This is a genomic window from Terrabacter sp. NPDC080008, from assembly GCF_040702505.1.
In the GTDB taxonomy this organism is placed as follows: Bacteria; Actinomycetota; Actinomycetes; order Actinomycetales; family Dermatophilaceae; genus Terrabacter.
On the sequence record NZ_JBFBLC010000002.1, the window covers coordinates 127,906 to 143,149 of the forward strand.

General features: G+C 70.8%; 17 protein-coding genes. 4 read left to right on the forward strand and 13 right to left on the reverse strand.

The window, feature by feature from the left end; genetic code table 11:
- Positions 1-18: 18 nt before the first annotated feature.
- On the forward strand, positions 19-237 hold the full coding sequence (locus tag AB0316_RS06470; protein WP_366271526.1) for a hypothetical protein: 219 nt from the start codon (positions 19-21) through the stop codon (positions 235-237).
- Positions 238-320: 83 nt separating this feature from the next.
- Here the strand turns inward: AB0316_RS06470 and AB0316_RS06475 are convergent, their stop codons facing one another.
- Positions 321-830 carry a DUF6069 family protein gene (locus AB0316_RS06475; protein WP_366271528.1) on the reverse strand — a complete coding sequence of 170 codons (510 nt, stop codon included), beginning with the start codon at positions 828-830 and terminating at the stop codon, positions 321-323.
- Between the two features lie 251 nt (positions 831-1,081).
- Here AB0316_RS06475 and AB0316_RS06480 point away from each other — a divergent pair, with 251 nt between their 5' ends.
- The gene (locus AB0316_RS06480) at positions 1,082-2,215 is read left to right on the forward strand and encodes an aminopeptidase P family protein (RefSeq protein ID WP_366271530.1); all 1,134 of its coding nucleotides are present in this window, start codon (positions 1,082-1,084) and stop codon (positions 2,213-2,215) included.
- Here the strand turns inward: AB0316_RS06480 and AB0316_RS06485 are convergent.
- From AB0316_RS06485 to AB0316_RS06510, 6 genes are all read right to left on the reverse strand, one after another.
- Positions 2,178-3,599: a dipeptidase gene (locus AB0316_RS06485; protein WP_366271532.1), complete on the reverse strand. Its 1,422-nt coding sequence runs from the start codon at positions 3,597-3,599 to the stop codon at positions 2,178-2,180. The genes AB0316_RS06480 and AB0316_RS06485 overlap by 38 nt on opposite strands.
- 3 nt (positions 3,600-3,602) lie before the next feature.
- A complete protein-coding gene (locus AB0316_RS06490) occupies positions 3,603-4,046 on the reverse strand; it encodes a hypothetical protein (protein ID WP_366271533.1) in 444 nt (147 codons plus the stop codon).
- Positions 4,043-5,539 carry an APC family permease gene (locus AB0316_RS06495; RefSeq protein WP_366271534.1) on the reverse strand — a complete coding sequence of 499 codons (1,497 nt, stop codon included), beginning with the start codon at positions 5,537-5,539 and terminating at the stop codon, positions 4,043-4,045. The genes AB0316_RS06490 and AB0316_RS06495 overlap by 4 nt, the downstream gene beginning before the upstream one ends.
- Positions 5,540-5,717: 178 nt before the next feature.
- Positions 5,718-6,965, reverse strand: a complete 1,248-nt coding sequence (locus AB0316_RS06500; RefSeq protein WP_366271536.1) for an extracellular solute-binding protein — start codon at positions 6,963-6,965, stop codon at positions 5,718-5,720.
- Between the two features lie 44 nt (positions 6,966-7,009).
- On the reverse strand, positions 7,010-7,669 hold the full coding sequence (locus AB0316_RS06505; RefSeq protein ID WP_366271538.1) for a hypothetical protein: 660 nt from the start codon (positions 7,667-7,669) through the stop codon (positions 7,010-7,012).
- Positions 7,670-7,810: 141 nt separating this feature from the next.
- Complete coding sequence (locus AB0316_RS06510; protein ID WP_366271539.1) at positions 7,811-8,422, reverse strand: hypothetical protein; 612 nt, start codon at positions 8,420-8,422, stop codon at positions 7,811-7,813.
- 115 nt (positions 8,423-8,537) lie between these two features.
- Between AB0316_RS06510 and AB0316_RS06515 the strand changes: the two genes are divergently transcribed.
- Together AB0316_RS06515 and mraY are read left to right on the forward strand one after the other, a co-directional pair.
- Positions 8,538-9,305, forward strand: a complete 768-nt coding sequence (locus AB0316_RS06515) for a DUF5995 family protein (protein ID WP_366271541.1) — start codon at positions 8,538-8,540, stop codon at positions 9,303-9,305.
- Positions 9,306-9,535: 230 nt separating this feature from the next.
- Entirely contained in the window at positions 9,536-10,633 is a 1,098-nt protein-coding gene (gene mraY, locus AB0316_RS06520) for a phospho-N-acetylmuramoyl-pentapeptide-transferase (RefSeq protein WP_366271543.1), read from the forward strand.
- Between the two features lie 132 nt (positions 10,634-10,765).
- Here the strand turns inward: mraY and AB0316_RS06525 are convergent, their stop codons facing one another.
- The 6 genes from AB0316_RS06525 to AB0316_RS06550 form a co-directional block, all read right to left on the reverse strand.
- Positions 10,766-11,578: a hypothetical protein gene (locus AB0316_RS06525; protein WP_366271545.1), complete on the reverse strand. Its 813-nt coding sequence runs from the start codon at positions 11,576-11,578 to the stop codon at positions 10,766-10,768.
- Positions 11,575-12,069 (reverse strand): hypothetical protein, encoded by a 495-nt coding sequence (locus tag AB0316_RS06530; protein ID WP_366271547.1) that lies wholly within the window; start codon positions 12,067-12,069, stop codon positions 11,575-11,577. The genes AB0316_RS06525 and AB0316_RS06530 overlap by 4 nt, the downstream gene beginning before the upstream one ends.
- Positions 12,066-12,443: a hypothetical protein gene (locus AB0316_RS06535; protein WP_366271548.1), complete on the reverse strand. Its 378-nt coding sequence runs from the start codon at positions 12,441-12,443 to the stop codon at positions 12,066-12,068. Before AB0316_RS06535 ends, AB0316_RS06530 begins: the two co-directional genes overlap by 4 nt.
- A gap of 117 nt (positions 12,444-12,560) precedes the next feature.
- Positions 12,561-13,613, reverse strand: coding sequence for a hypothetical protein (locus AB0316_RS06540; RefSeq protein ID WP_366271549.1), 1,053 nt, complete (start codon positions 13,611-13,613; stop codon positions 12,561-12,563).
- 99 nt (positions 13,614-13,712) lie between these two features.
- Positions 13,713-14,108: an ester cyclase gene (locus AB0316_RS06545; protein WP_366271550.1), complete on the reverse strand. Its 396-nt coding sequence runs from the start codon at positions 14,106-14,108 to the stop codon at positions 13,713-13,715.
- Between the two features lie 32 nt (positions 14,109-14,140).
- Complete coding sequence (locus AB0316_RS06550; RefSeq protein ID WP_366271552.1) at positions 14,141-15,232, reverse strand: GNAT family N-acetyltransferase; 1,092 nt, start codon at positions 15,230-15,232, stop codon at positions 14,141-14,143.
- Positions 15,233-15,244 lie beyond the last annotated feature (12 nt).

A 15,244-nucleotide genomic window follows, 5' to 3' on the forward strand; every position in this document is an offset into this window, starting at 1 on the left:
AGGATGCGAGGGCTCCTGATGCAGAGGTACGAGATCGTCATCGACGGTGAGCTTGCCGCGGACCTCGGCGACCCGCGACTGGAGGTTCATCGTCGGGAGAGCGACGGGTCGACGGTGCTCCATGTCGATGCACCGGATGCATCGGCGCTCGCAGCCGCTCTCGAAGCGGCGCTCGAGCGGCTGGAGGCTCTCGGCATCGGAGTGACCGGAATGCACAAGGTGTACGACGACGAGTGACGAGGACTCAGGGCGACGAGCATGCGCGCGGCCCGTCTGCGGGCCACGAACGCCCCGACCTGGCGCGACCCTCGCGGCGCGGATCACGGCAGCTGCTCCGTGCCCAGTGGCGCCGGACCGGCGCCCCGCGGACCACGTGACACGGCGGTCGTCCGTGTCATCACCGCGCTGATCAGGGACCCCGTGCACACACCGAGGGCGAGGTTGATCGCGGCGGTGGCGACCTGGCTCGACACCGGTGCCTCGAGCGCGAACGGTGCGGCGACCCCACAGACCGTGGCGAGGCCGACCAGCCAGGCGAAGAAGGTCCGCGGTTTCGGCGTGGCCAGGATGAGCAGGTGTGCCATCCCGGTCGCTGCGATGGCAAGGAGGAAGGCCGTCAGGGCGTAGTTGACCGCGAGCGAGTCCGAGACGTGCACGAGCAGGGCGGGACGGGTGAGCCGCACCTTGAGGACGTCCTGGCAGATCAGTACGCCCACAACGGCGAGGAGTGCAGCCACGCAGCCCGTTGCGGCGCCCCCTCCCCAGAGCCGGCCCGCATCCACGAGGATCCGCGTCTTCGGCGGAGGGCCCGGCACGTCTGATCCGGTCATGGTCACCCCCCCTTCGGTAGGCCGGCTACAACGGACGCCTCAGCACGACCACGTTGCATCGCCGGTTTCGGACGGCGCATCGTTCAGGAAGGGTGATAAGGCTCGTCGCGCCGGGCGCGAGCCCCCTGCCGCTTTGCCCGCGAAAACCTCGCTTCGAGCGGCTCCGGGAGCGCGCATTCTCACCCCCAGCGGTGGAGGAACCCGCCTGGGTTACGGGCGTAGCGTCGTGCCGCCACAGACAGGAGATCGACATGTCCGAAGACGTCGCGTCGCCGACGCCGTTCACCGGCGAGGACTACCGCGCGCGAACGCGTCGGGTCGCTGCGGCCGCGACGGAGGAGGGCCTCACCGGGGTGCTCGTGACACCGGGGCCCGACCTGGTGTGGCTCACGGGCTATCACCCCACCGCCATCACCGAGAGACTCACCCTGCTGGCGCTGCGAGCCGACGGCGACCCTGTCCTCGTCGTTCCGGCACTCGAACGGCATGACGCCGAGGTGGCGGAGGGCGTCACCGGCATGGAGGTCATCGACTGGAGCGATGCCTCCGATCCCTATCTGGCGGTCGCGTCGGTCCTGCCGGCGGAGGGCACCTACGGGATCTCCGACTCCGCGTGGGCGCTGCACCTGCTCGGCCTGCAGCAGCACCTGCCCCGTGCGGCATACCGCTCCCTGAGCGACGCCATGCCGATGATGCGTGCGGTGAAGGGCCCTGAGGAGCTGAAGCGCCTGGCTGCCGCCGGAGCCGCTGCGGACGCGGCCTACGAGGAGATCCTCGGGGTGCGCTTCCGCGGGCGCAGGGAGACCGATGTGGCCGGAGACCTGGCAGACCTGTTGCGCAGGTTCGGGCACGAGCAGGTCGACTTCACCGTGGTCGGATCCGGTCCCAACGGTGCCGATCCACACCACGAGGCCGGTAACCGGGTGATCGAACGTGGTGACGCCGTCGTGCTCGACTTCGGTGGCCTCAGGTACGGCTACGGCTCGGACACCACGCGCACCGTGTGCGTCGGTGAACCGGATGACGAGCTGCGACGGGTGCACGAGGTCGTCCTGCGGGCTCAGGAGGCCGGGGTGCAGGCGGCTCGAGCGGGCGCCACCTGCCAGGACGTGGACCGGGCGGCTCGCACCCTGATCGCCAAGGCGGGCTACGGAGAGGCGTTCATCCATCGGACCGGCCACGGGATAGGGGTGACCACCCATGAGCCGCCCTACATGGTCGAGGGGGAGGAGCAGCCGCTCCTGTCGGGCATGTGCTTCTCGGTCGAGCCCGGCACCTACCTCCCGGGACGCTTCGGTGTGCGGATCGAGGACATCGTGACGGTGACCGACGGCGAGGCGGCTCGGCTCAACAACACCGACCACGGCCTTGCCGTCGTGGCCTGACACGCGGCCGCTCGCGGGGCGCCCTACTCAAGCTTCCTGCGGCGTACCGCCGCAGGAAGCTTGCCTCGGTCAGCGCCATCGCCGCGATCTCGCGGGGGTCGACGCTCTCGTTGGGGGCGTGGATGAGCGCCTGTGGTTCCTCGGTGCCCATGAGGATGATCTCGGCGTCGGGGTAGGTGTCGGCGAAGACGTTGCACAGGGGGATCGAGCCGCCCTGTCCCAGCGTGGTCATGGGTGTGCCGTACGCGTCCTGCATCGCCTCCGCGATCGCCCGGTAGGCCGGCCCGTCCACCGTCGCCCGGAACGGGGCCCCCGCGGCCTCCAACGTGACGTCGGCGTGGACGCCCCACGGCGCCGTTGCAAGTAGGTGCGCTCGGAGGGCGGCTTCTGCCTGCCCGGGGTCCGTCCCCGGCGGGATGCGCAGGTTGAGTCGGGCGGCCGCCTGCGGGTTGATCGCCGAGGCGGACCCGACGACCGGTGGGCAGTCGATGCCGAGGATGGTGACAGCGGGACGCGCCCACAGCATGTCCGAGACGGTGCCGTCACCGAGGAGGTGGACTCCGTCGAGGACACCGGCGTCGCTGGCGAACTGGACGGCGTCGTAGGGGGCGCCCGGCCACTCCCGGGTGGCGTCGAGTCCGCGGATGCTGGTGTTCCCCTTCTCGTCCCGCAGCGAGGCCAGCATGGTCACGAGCGCGGCGAGCGCGTCAGGGGCGGCGCCGCCGAACATGCCGGAGTGCAGCTCCGACCTCAGCGCCTGCACGGTCACGACGACGTTGACCATGCCGCGCAGGCTCACCGTGACGGCGGGCTGGCCGACGGCGGCGTTGCCGGTGTCGCACACGAGGATCACGTCGGCGGCGAAGAGATCGGGCTGTTGGGGCACGAGTCCCTCCAGGCCGCCGGTTCCTTGTTCCTCGGAGCCCTCGACGACGAGCTTGAGGTGGACCGGGATGTCGCCGTCGAGGGCGCGCAAGGCGGTCAGGTGCATGAGGATGTTGGCCTTGCAGTCGCAGGCCCCTCGTCCGAACCACCGGCCGTCGACCTCGGTCAGCTCGAACGGTGGCGTCCGCCAAGCCTTCTCGTCGAGCGGGGGCTGCACGTCGTAGTGGGCGTAGAGCAGGACGGTGGGTGCGCCCGGGTCGGCGCAGGGTCGGGAACCGACGACCGCGTTGCTGCCGTCGGTCGTCTCGACCAGCCGCGCGTCGTCGAAGCCCAGGGCCTTGAACCGTTCCTTCACCCAGTGGGCCGCCTTCTGGCACTCCTCCGGCGGGTACTGGCGCGGATCGGCCACCGATGGGATCGAGACGAGCTCGGCCAGCTCCTCATGGGCGAGGGGCATGAGCTCGTCGACGCGTCTGCGGAGATCGGTCAGGACGGTCATGGCTCAGCCTCCCGAGCTCTCGAGCTTGAGGCTGTCGACGAAGTCCTTGAAGTCGTTCAGCGCCTCGGGGCAGTAGACCTTGATGATGAGCAGCTCGCCCTGGACCACCCTGCTGTTGGCGATGACGGCCCGCCCTCCCGGGCCGGTGGCGCCGTTGGCGAGCTGGGCGAGCAGGGTCGCCCGGCTCAGGGCCCCGTTGGGGTCGGCGCAGACGGCCCCGCCGTCGTTGCCGAGCAGCCTGACGATGGCCTCCTGCGAGGGTGCCTGCGCACCCGCGGCCTGCAGCTCGCCGACGAGCTGGTTGGCCTTCTGCTCCGCCTCCCGCGAGGTCTTGCCGGAGCGGAAGGCGATGAGCGAGACGACGACGAGCACGAGGACGACGGCTGCCACGACGATGTAGAGCGTGCGCCGCTCGTGGCGGGTCTGGGTCTCCTGGATCGTGCTCATGACCCCGCCCCCTCTGCTGTCGGCTCCACCGTCGCCTCTCCGGGTTGCTTCCACGACGGTTTGCGCGACCGGTAGAACAGGAACGGCACGAGCAGCCCGAGACCCAGAGCGCCACCGGCGACGATGAGCAGGTAGAGGGCCGGGCTGCCGGACTCGAACTGCGACGGCGGGACGAACCCGATGAGCAGGGCCGCCAAGGAGGCCGCGAACCCGACCCCGCAGAGGGCCACGAGGATGGGGGCCCGGTAGCCGCGCGGGTGGTCCGGGTCGTTGCGGCGCAGACGCACGGCCGCGACGAACATCAGCAGGTACATGACCAGGTAGACCTGCGTGGTGATGACGGAGAAGATCCAGTACGCGCTCGAGACGTTCGGGATCAGCGCGTAGCCCAACCCGATGACGGTCGTGACGATCCCCTGCGCGACGAGGATGTTCTGCTGCACGCCGTTCTTGTTGACCTTCTGCAGCCACGGGGGCAGGTAGCCCTCCTGACGGGAGATGAGCAGTAGGCCCTTCGACGGGCCGGCGAGCCAGGTGAGCATGCCGGCGAGCGAGGCGGACACGAGCATGATCCCGAAGATCGGGGTCAGCCACTGCGCGCCGAAGTTGGCCAGCACGGCGTCAAACGCCTGCATCACGCCGGCGGTGAGGGACAGCTCCTGGGCGGGCACAATCCAGCTGATGGCCAGGGCGGGCAGGATGAAGATCAGCAGCACCAGGCCCATGGCCAGGAACATCGACTTCGGGAACTCCTTGCCCGGGTTCCTCAGCGATCCGACGTGCACCGCGTTCATCTCCATGCCGGAGTAGGACAGGAAGTTGTTCACGATCAGGACCAGGCTCGAGAGCCCGGCCCAGACGGGCAGCAGGTGGCTGGCGTCCATCGGGGCCGCGGAGGGGTTGCCCTGCCCGAGGAAGACGCCACCCAGGGTCACCAGGATGGCCCCGGGGATGAGCGTGCCGATGGTCAGGCCGGCACTGGCCAGACCGGCGACGCCCTTCGTGCCGCGCGAGGAGACCCAGACGCCCGTCCAGTAGACGACGACGATCACCAGGGCCGTCCACACGCCGTTGGAGGCGAGTGCCGGGTTGATGACGTAGGCCAGGGTGCTGGCCACGAAGCCCAGCAGGCTCGGGTAGTAGAAGATCGTCATGGCGAACTGGCACCAGACGGCCAGGAACCCCATCGGCTTGGAGATGCCCCGGGACACCCAGTTGTAGACGCCGCCGTCCCAGCCGGAGGCGAGCTCCGCCGACACCAGCGAGGTAGGGATGAGGAAGACGATCGCCGGGACGACGTAGAGGAACACGCACGCCAGCCCGTACACGGCCATCGTCGGAGCCGCCCGCAGGCTCGCCACCGAGCTCGTGGTCATCATGGCCAGCGCGACCCACGAGATGTAGTCCCGCGAAGCTGCCTTGGTGCGGGCGGCCGGTACCGCGCCCGCACCCGCCCCGGTCGTCGGCCGGGCCGGGACCTCAGCCGCGCTCATGGTGGTCTCTCACGCTCACACGCACCGGGAAGACCGCTCCTTCAGCCAGCATCACCATCAACCCCTCGAGAACGAGCGTTGCGCTTGCGCCTCGACGCTAGGAGTACGCCCTTGGACCGGGATCCCTCGCCGAGGATGAGATGAGGTGCGCCGACGGAGCGAGCCGACGCACACGCGGCTACTTGAGGACGGCCTCGCCCCGGGTCTGCAGCCGGGTCAGGATCGCCTGCGGATCCCCTTGTGGGAGCGTCTGCAGCTGGGTGTCGAAGTCCGCGAGAACGGGCTCCATCCCGGCGACGGTGACCGGGCCCTGGGCATACGACACCCCGGCGATGAAGGCAGCGTCGCTCGGGTAGGCACCCTTGTAGGCCGCCGCCGCCGACTTGATCGCGGGCATGACGCCCAGACCCTTGGCGAGCGTCAGTGCCGGCTCCTCGGTGGAGAGGTACTTGACGAGGTCGATCGCCGCGGCCTGGTGCTTGCTCGCAGCAGCCACCCCGTAGCACTGGGTGAACATCAGCGTCCCCCTCGCGGCAGGTCCGGCCGGCAGCTCGGCGGCCTGCCACCTGAGGTTGGGGTAGCTGTTCCGGAACACGCTCTTGGCAGAGGGCCCTTCGATGGCCATGGCGGCCTTGCCCTGGCCGAGCGCCTCGGCGCCCGAGGCGGCGCCGACGCCCGTGGGGTAGGAGGTGGTGCCGCTGGCCAGCAGCCTCTGGACCTCGGTCAGGCCGGCGAGGTTGCCCGGGGTGTCGGCCGTCATCTTCGTCTGGTCGGCGTTGACGATCCAGCCCCCGGCCTGCTTCATGAAGGGCCCCACCCCGTCGTGGGTGCCGTCGATGACCAGTCCTTTCACCGTGCCGCTCGTCAGCTTCCTCGCCACGGTCTCGAGGTCGGTCCAGGACTGCGGCCAGTGCTCGTGACTCAGACCGGCCCGCTCCCACAGGTCGGTGTTGATGACGAGGGCCAGGGTGGAGAAGTCCTTGGGTGCGCAGTAGAACTTCCCGCCGTAGGTGAACGTGTCGACGAGGTGGTCGTAGAAGTCGCTCTTCATCTCGAGCTGGTCGCCGTAGGGCACGAGGTCTCCCGCCTTGGCATACGACGGGAACACCTTGGCGTCGGTGAAGAAGAGGTCTGGCGGCGCCCCGGAGGAGAACCCCTGCGAGAGCTGCCGGCCGATGTCGGAGGCGGCGACCACCTCGACCGTGTTGCCGGTCCTGTCCTCCCAGGGCCTGACCGTGTCCTGCTGGAGCTTGGTGTCTGCGGCGCGGTTCGAGGTGATCATCATCGTGATCGTGACCTGCTTGGCTCCTGCGCCCGGACTCGTGCTGCCACCGGACCCGTCAGTGCCCTGGCTCGGAGCGCAGGCCACGAGGCCGAGCGCTCCGGCGAGGCAGACCACGGCGCCGACGACGGCGGGCCTTCTCACGGCGACCTGGTCCCTCCTTCCATACACGCCGGGGTCGTGACCTGTCACGACGCGACGACGTGGTTGGGCAGGATCGGGGAGTAGGCGGCCATCACGTCGATCCCGTCGCGCAGGAGCTTGACGAGCCGCTCCTGACGGTCGTCGACCCAGGCTCGCGCGATGCCGTCGACCGCGAGCGCCATGATCTTCGTGGCGCCGGCGGGACGCACGGCTGCCGGGCTGGAGCCGTGACGTGACAGTTGGGCCCGCGCCCAGCGCTCCGCTGCCGGAGAGCTCGTGAGCGCGGCGCGGGACGCGGCGGACAGGTGGTCGGTGGAGTGGCCCTCCCGCCCAGCCAGCACCCGCTCGGCATTGAGGATGGCGAGGGCCATGAGGTTCTGCCGATCGTAGGTGGCGACCGGGAGGGCGGCGCGGGCTGCCGTCAGCAGCAGCGCCGTGGTCGCGGGGGGGTCCTCGGGCTTCAACCCGACGACCTCGGGGACCATGATCACCAGCTGTTGGCGGTGGGCGTCGTCGAGCACGTCGTTGACCCAGCGGGCCAGCTCCGCGAGCACCGGATCAGTGCACGCCGGGTGGTCGCTCCACCGCTCACCCGCCAGGAACGAGGCCATCTCCATGAAGCAGGCACCCTTGCGGGGGCTGCGGTGGCGGCCGCGCGACAGCACCGGGACGCCGTCGGGAATGAAGGGGACTCGTCGTGCCATCGTCGCTCCTCGGGGGTGTTCGTCGCGGTCTGCAGCTGGTGTGCGTCGCGTGTGCCTTGGTCGGAGACCCACTCGGCCTAGACCACCGTCGCCCGCCAGGGTCGACGCCGCATCGTCATCTCCGGGTGATTGGCAGCCAGGTCACGAAGGCCGGTCCTGCACGCGTACGACGGCATCGAGCAGGGCGCTGTAGCTGGCCACCAGCGCGCGCCGCTCGGCGGCCAGGAGGGGGTCGGCCCGGTCGCACCCGGCCGCGACCCATCGGTCGGACAGGTCCATCGCCTCGACGCGGTGCTGCGCCGCGGTCTCGAGGCTGGCCGGGTCGGCCGTGTAGACGTACGCGTAGAGGTCCACGAGCGCTGCAACGAGCTGGTCCCGCGTCACGTCCTCGTGGTGCTGGTGGGCCCGGTGGACGCGCCACCACTCCACCTCGAGCGCGCTGGCGCGCGCCGGGTCGATGGCCAGACCACCGTGCCGCGCGACGAGCGCGTAGAAGCGGCGCATCTGCTCGCGAGCACCCTGCGGATCGTTGTCCGGGTAGGGCGCCCAGAGCTGGTTGGCGCGCAGGACCCACCAGGCGCCACGCACGGCGTCGACCGGAAGCAGGCCGAAGCCCGCCGAGACCATGCCATAGGCCCCGCGGAGGAAGGCCGGCCACTCGTGGCGGTAGTAGGCCGCCCAGGCGTCGGTCTCGTGGTGTCCGACGACGACCGGGTCGAACGAGCGCGGGTCACGACCGGACGCGTCACGCATGAGGCCTCCTCGCACGAGGGACGCGCGATGGCACGTGCGCGGATCCCGCTGACGTTCTGCGCTGCTCGCCCCAGAATAGGGGCGGGGAGTCGGCCCGGGTGGGGGAGTCGTGGACATGAGCGGAACGGTCGGTGGACGCACGATCGCCGACGTGGTGGTCGCGATGGACGAGCGGCTCGAACGTCTGCGGGCGGACTCCGGCGAGGGCCGTCCGGCCCAGCGTGCGTTCCTCACCACCTACCGTCGCACGACGCTCGCGGTGGCGGACGCCGTCGCCGACGCGAGGTTCGAGGACCCCGAGTGGGTGGAGCGGTGGGACGTCGTCTTCGCCGACCTCTACCTCGAGGCGCTCGACGGCGACCTCAGCGGGTCAGGGAGGGTGTCGCGCCCGTGGCGCCTCGCCTTCGACGCGTCCGGGCTCCCGGCGCTGCGCAGCGTCCTGGTCGGGATGAACGCGCACATCAACTACGACCTGCCGCAGGCGCTGCTCGCCGTCATCGACGACGTCGACTTCGAGGACGCGCACCTGATGCACCGGCGCCGCCGGGACCACGAACGCATCGACGCCGTGCTCGCCGGCCGCGTGGCCGCAGAGGACGCGGAGCTCGCCTCGACGTCCGGACGGACCCTGATCGATCGCGCGCTCGCCCCGGCCAACCACGCGGCCTCGCGCCGGTTCCTGCGCGAGGCGCGGCGCAAGGTCTGGCACAACACTGCCGAGCTGCAACGCGCCCGCGTCGCCGGGCCGGAGGCGTATGCCGCCCGGCTCGCCGAGCTCGAGGTGCTGAGTGCCGCGCGTGTGGCTGACCTGCTCCTGCCCGGACAGGTCGTGCTGCGCCTCGCCGTCGCGGGGTTCGGCGTCACGCTGCCGCCGGCCGCCTGACCACCGACGGCATCGACCCTCGCCGGGCCCAACGTTCCTCGGTCCGGCGGCTGGCAGGCACGTGTCGAGCGAACTCGGCGACACTTCGACGCGGCGGGAGGTCCCTGATCCTCGTCGGCTGCTGGCCTAGGGTTCATCGGCGACCCCGTGTCCGTGTCGACGTCGAGGGGTCACTTGCTCAGCGCGGTGAAGCGCACCCGACCTGGTCGAAAGGCGGCAGGGGTTTTCCAATGGTCGATGTCCTGCTGGCCGGTGCGCTCTCCATGGCTGTGGCGCTGGGGTGCACGAAACCGTTCATCGCCTACCTGGTCCGGCACCGCTACGGCCAGTTCGTCCGTGACGACCTCGTTCACCACCACGTCAAGCGCGGGAAGCCCACGATGGGTGGGGCCGTCATCATCGCTGCGGCCCTCGTGGGCTACTTCGGTTCGCACGCGCTGCTCGTGGCGCTCGGCGGCCTGGGAGTGCTCGAGGAGGTGCACAGCTCCATCACGCTCAGCGCGCTGCTCGTGCTCTTCCTGCTCACCGGGCTCGGCCTGGTCGGGTTCCTGGACGACTGGACCAAGATCCGCAAGGAGCGCAGCCTCGGCCTCACGTCCAAGCAGAAGCTCCTCGGCCAGACCCTGGTCACCGTCGCGTTCGCCGTGGCGGCCCTGCTGGTCAAGGACGAGCGCGGGCTGGCTCCCGCCTCGACGGCGATCTCCGTCGTCAGGGACACCGACATCGACTTCGCCGTCGCGGGGCCCGTGGTGGCCGTCCTGTTGTTCGTCGCGTGGTCGAACGTGCTCATCGCCGGGGCCTCCAACGGCGTGAACATCACCGACGGCCTGGACGGCCTGGCCACCGGTGCCTCGGTCATGGTGTTCGGCGCGTACACGATGGTCGCGCTGTCGCAGTTCAGGCAGGGGTGTCGGGTGGCCCCGGGCCCGGCGTGCTACGACGTGCCGGCCGCCCTCGACCTGGCGGTCGTCTCGTGCGCGATCGCCGGTGCCTGCTTCGGGTTCCTGTGGTGGAACACCTCGCCGGCGGAGATCATCATGGGCGACACCGGGTCCCTGTCGCTCGGCGCGGCGCTGGCCGGCCTCGCGATCCTCACCCACACCCAGCTGCTCCTCGTGGTGCTGGGCGGCCTCTTCGTCATCGTCACCATGTCGGTCATCATCCAGGTCGTCAGCTTCAAGCTGACCGGCAGGAGAGTGTTCCGGATCGCGCCGCTGCACCACCACTTCGAGATGGTCGGGTGGTCCGAGGTCACCATCGTGGCGCGCTTCTGGATCATCGCGGCGATCTGCGTCGCGGCCGGGCTGGCGCTCTTCTACAGCGGATGAGCTGCCGGCCCGAACGACATTGCGTATGCCGTGTCGCGGGGTCCGCGACCACGCACCCGTCGTGGCGCGGCTGGGGGCTCGGACGCTTCTGTGCACCGTTTGCCGGCTGATCCCAAGCGCCCGGCGCGGCTGTCAGCTCTCGGCGTCGGCCCCGAGCTCGGAGTCGGACGGCAGGATGCCCGACAGGAGGAACCAGACGTCGCTCGGGGTGGTGGGCACCAGCGCCAGACCGCCTGCCGTCGACCCGTCCCGGTCCGCTTCGAGCGCCAGCAAGCCCGCGGTCGTGTCGAGCGCGCTGACACGACGGCTCACCAGGTCCGCGTCGGAGGTCACGGGCCGGTCCGGCGGCGCCCACAGCACGTCTGCCGACCAGAAGCACCACGCCCCCGAGCGCACCAGCTCGGCCACTTCGCGCCAGTGCGGGTCGAGGGCAGCTGCGAGCTCGTCGGCGGCGCGAGCCCGCCGCTCGTCGTCGGGGTCGATGAGCCCGTCGAGCAGGTCGGGCGTCACCACCACGCTGCCTGGTTCCAGCCGCGGCCGCGGACGCAGCCGGACGAGGCGGGCGATCGTCGTCGGCACGAACTCGGTGGCCACGCCGGCGAAGTCGTAGCTGCCGTCACCGACGTCCGCCAGCACGGCGGACAGGAGCGACATCCAGCCCTGGTGCACGAGCACTCCCTGCCGGGAGGCCACCACCGTCTCGAGCCGGGCCAGGGGGCGGGTGACGGCGGCCAGGCCCGGGACCAGCACGTCGTGAGGGCGCCCGTCCACGACCACACCGGCCGCCACGAGCTCGGCAACCGGTCCCTCGGGACCGCCCGTGTCGGCACGGTGAGTGGCGGAGCGCGTGTCGTCGGAAGCCTTGGCGCCGAGGTCGACGAGGGCCTCGAAGGTGTCAGGGTCGAGGCGGACCCGACCCACGGCGGCGTCGAACTGCACGGTCACGCCGACCTCCTCCCTGCGGCGTCGGGGTCGAGGACGAGACTCGCGAAGACGTGGGCCAGCAGCTGGCTCTGTGCTGCCCATGCCAGCGTGCTCGTCGTCGCGGTCAAGGTCACGCCCGTCTTGTCGACGAGGGTGGAGCGCTGCTCCACGGTGACCGAGCGGTTGTCCTCGGTGGCATACGTGGCCAGGCGTCGGAGTCCGGGCTGGCCACCGACCGCGAGGAGCTCGGCATCGAGCGGGACGTAGTCGGCGAGGTGCGCGGCGAGGTAGGACTCGGTGCCCACCTGCCAGTCACGAAGCGACATCGCGACGTCCGTCACGGTGAGCACGAGGTTGGCCCGGAACAGGCCGTCCTGCTCGGGCTCGACGACCACGAGCTCGACCCCGTCGTGGGGGTGGTGGACGGTCTCCCAGGCGTCGGGGACGAGCAACGAGACAGCGCCGTCGGCGACGACCTCGCGACGAGGGTCGCCGGGGGCAGGCAGGCTCATCGGGCGCTCCGTCGTTGGGACTTGCGCCGGTCACCGATGATGCGGACCTGCAGGCGCGGGGCTCGGGCCTCCTGCGACCAGCGGGGGACGTACCAGCGGGGGGCGGGCAGGAAGAGGCCGCCCCACAGACTCACGACCAGTCCGACGATCAGCAGCGGGACGAACGCGAGTGCCCCCGTGTTCGCGCCGTCGTCATAGCCTCGCAGCCCGGCGGTGGCGGCGAGCACGAGTGCGAGCCCCGGCAGCCAGAAGAGGATCGCGGACTCCTGGAGGCGGTCGCCGACCCACCAGCGGGCGGCGTGGGTGCGGCCGAGGCGTGACCAGACGACGAACCCCAGCAAGGCGACGGCGACGACGACGAGGAGGGCTGACACGGCCACGACTCTACCCACGCAGGCCGGTGTCGGCCTGCCCGAAGGAGCCGGCGCGACCGGCGCCGCGGTGACCGGGCCGGACGCGGTGTCGGGCGATGTGGCGAGGCGTCTTGCCCATCAGTCGAACAACCCGCCGATGAAGTGGCCGGCGGACTTGAAGCCGTCGCCGATCTTGTCGCCGGCCCACTCCGCCGCGTCGCCGACCGGACCGACCACCTGGTCGCTGACCCAGCCGCCGACCACGCCTCCGAGGCCACCGCCGACGAAGCCGCCGATGGCGCCGCCGATGACTGCACCGACCGGCCCGCCGACGGCGGCGCCGACGAGGGCGCCGCCCTGGGCGCCGGCCCACGCTCCCGCCCAGGACCCTGCCGCCGTGACGGCGCCGGCGGTCGCCGAGCGGGTGACCCGCTCGGTCGTGCCCATCGTCGGGTCGGCCGAGTCCTTGTTCCACTGCCCGAAAGCCGAGGTGGCGAAGGAGGTCACCGTGCCGGCGCGACCCGCCCACTTCGACGCCGTGCCCCACTTGGCGACCGTGCCGGCGCGGTAGGGGTTGGCCTGCCAGTTGCGCGCCTGGTTCATCGACCAGGCAGCGGCCCAGCGTCCCGTGGGCCGGGGGAGGTAGCCGTAGCGGCCGTTGGCCATGTAGCCGCGGGGCTGCCAGCGCCCGAAGCGGTTGCGCTGCATGTAGGAGGCGAGCGTGCTCGTGCCGAACATCGCGTTCGCGGTGAGGAGGCCGGGCCACGCCAGGACCGAGGCGGACTCGTCGGGAGCCAGGTTCAACTGCTTGAGGAACTGGTCGAGGAAGGAGTCCGGACCCTGGTCCCCGGCTCCGCTCGAGGGGAAGGAGGCGGGCATGGTGGCGGACAGGAAGCCGGCCGAGCTGATGCTGCCGCCGTCACCGCTGGCCCCGCGCTGGGCCTGGGCGTTGCTGGAGAGCCGGTTGCCCAGACGCTCCAGCTCGGTGCCGAACCGGTCGATCTGGGCCTCGAGGGGCGGCCACTGGGAGATCAGCGACTGGAGGTCCTCACCACCCCAGTTGCCCTTGAGCGAGCCCAGGACACCGCTGACGGCCTGCCGCGACGTGGCGGCCTCGCGGGCATAGTTGGCGAACAGCTCGGCGGAACGATCCAGTGCATCCGGGTCGGCGCCCTTGCGATAGATGGCCATCGCTACCCCCTGTCGTGTCTCGGCGCGGTTGAGCCTACGGGCCGGGGAGCGCATGCGCGATGGGGAGCGCTCCCCATCGCCGCGGCGCAGGACGTCGACTCAGGAGAGGTCGTCGTCCAGCGCTGCAACGTCTGCGATCTCCCAGGCCTCGGCGATCTTGCCGTCCTTGAGATGGCAGATCACTGCCTGATCCATGCGGAAGGGTCGGCCGATGCGGGACACCCCGGCGAACTCACGATGCAGCGTGCCGGTGACGACGACGCGCGCCATCTCCACGGCCCCTTCGACCACGACCTCCTGGATCTCGTGGCGAAGGTCCGGCATCGCTGCGACCGCCTCGCGCCACACCTGCTTCTCGGCCTCCAGGCTGTCGGTCGACAAGCCTCGTGGCGCATGGACGACGACGTCAGGGTGCAACAGGTCGTCGAACGACTCGACGTCACCGCTGTCACCAGCGGCCAACCAGCGGGTCACGACGCTCGACGAGGGTTCCATGCCTGATGGTCCCGCAGGGCCCGGCGGCCCGCTCACCTGTCGTGGACATTAGGGCCTCCGCTCCCCACCGCTCCATTCGTCTCGCTCCTGCCGCTCGAAATGGGAGGTGGGCACTGGCTGAGCTGGTGCACGCAGGTGCTCGCCGTTCGGCGGTAGCCGAGGGACTCGTAGAGCCGGAGGGCGCCGGAGGGGTTGGCGGCGTCGACCCCCAGCGCGGCAGCCTCCATGCCTGCGGCCGCGAAACGCTGCATGGACGCTGTCAGCAGGGCCCCAGCAATGCCTCGGCCGCGATGGCTGCTCGCGACGCCGAGCTGGTCGGTGTACCCCTCGCGGCTTCCCGTCGCGACCCAGTCCTGCTCGTAGGCGCAGTTGAGGGCGGCGCCGACGACCGTGTCCGTGGCCTCCTCCAGCGCGAGCAGGGACCAGTCGGGCCGGAACGCTGCGGATCCGACGACCTCCTCCCACATCTGGTCGGTGCGGTCGGTGTGCCCCCAGTGGTCGCGGAAGGCGGCGTCGATCATGTGGTGCACCTCGCGGCCGCGTGCGGGGTCCCAGCCCGTGATGACCACCCCGTCCGGTCGCGGCGTCGGCGGCAGGTCCTCGAGAGCCCGGGACAGCTCGAAGAAGTAGCGCTCGAGCGGCAAACCGTGACGCTCAGCGAGGTCGCGAACGTCGTCCTGGTCAGCTGGTGCGTGCAGCCGCATCACCAGCGGTCCGTAGCCGGGCTGCCGCGTCGCGCGGTCCCACTCCCGACCATGGGCCAGCTCCCACTGCAGCACGGCCCGGCCGATCCCTTCGCCCCGGCGGTCGGGGCGGACGGCACCTCCGAGGTAGACGCGACGACCCTCGGTGACCACGCGGTTGCAGCCGGCCCAAGCCACGGCAGCGATCGCTCCGGCCGCCTCGTGGCCGACCAGCGTGTCCTCCGCCGGGCGTGATCGGGGCGAATCCCAGAACTCCTGGAGTCCGGACAGGGACTGTCGCTCGGGGTTGCCGTCGAAGCTCTCGCACTCGGCGAAGAATGCTGCGATCGCCGGAAGATCCTCTCGACCGAACGGTCGCCAGGAGAGGTCGGGGAGGTCCTCGAGCGAGGCGCGGGCGTCTGCTTCAGTCAGGCACGGCATTGCCGCCATGAT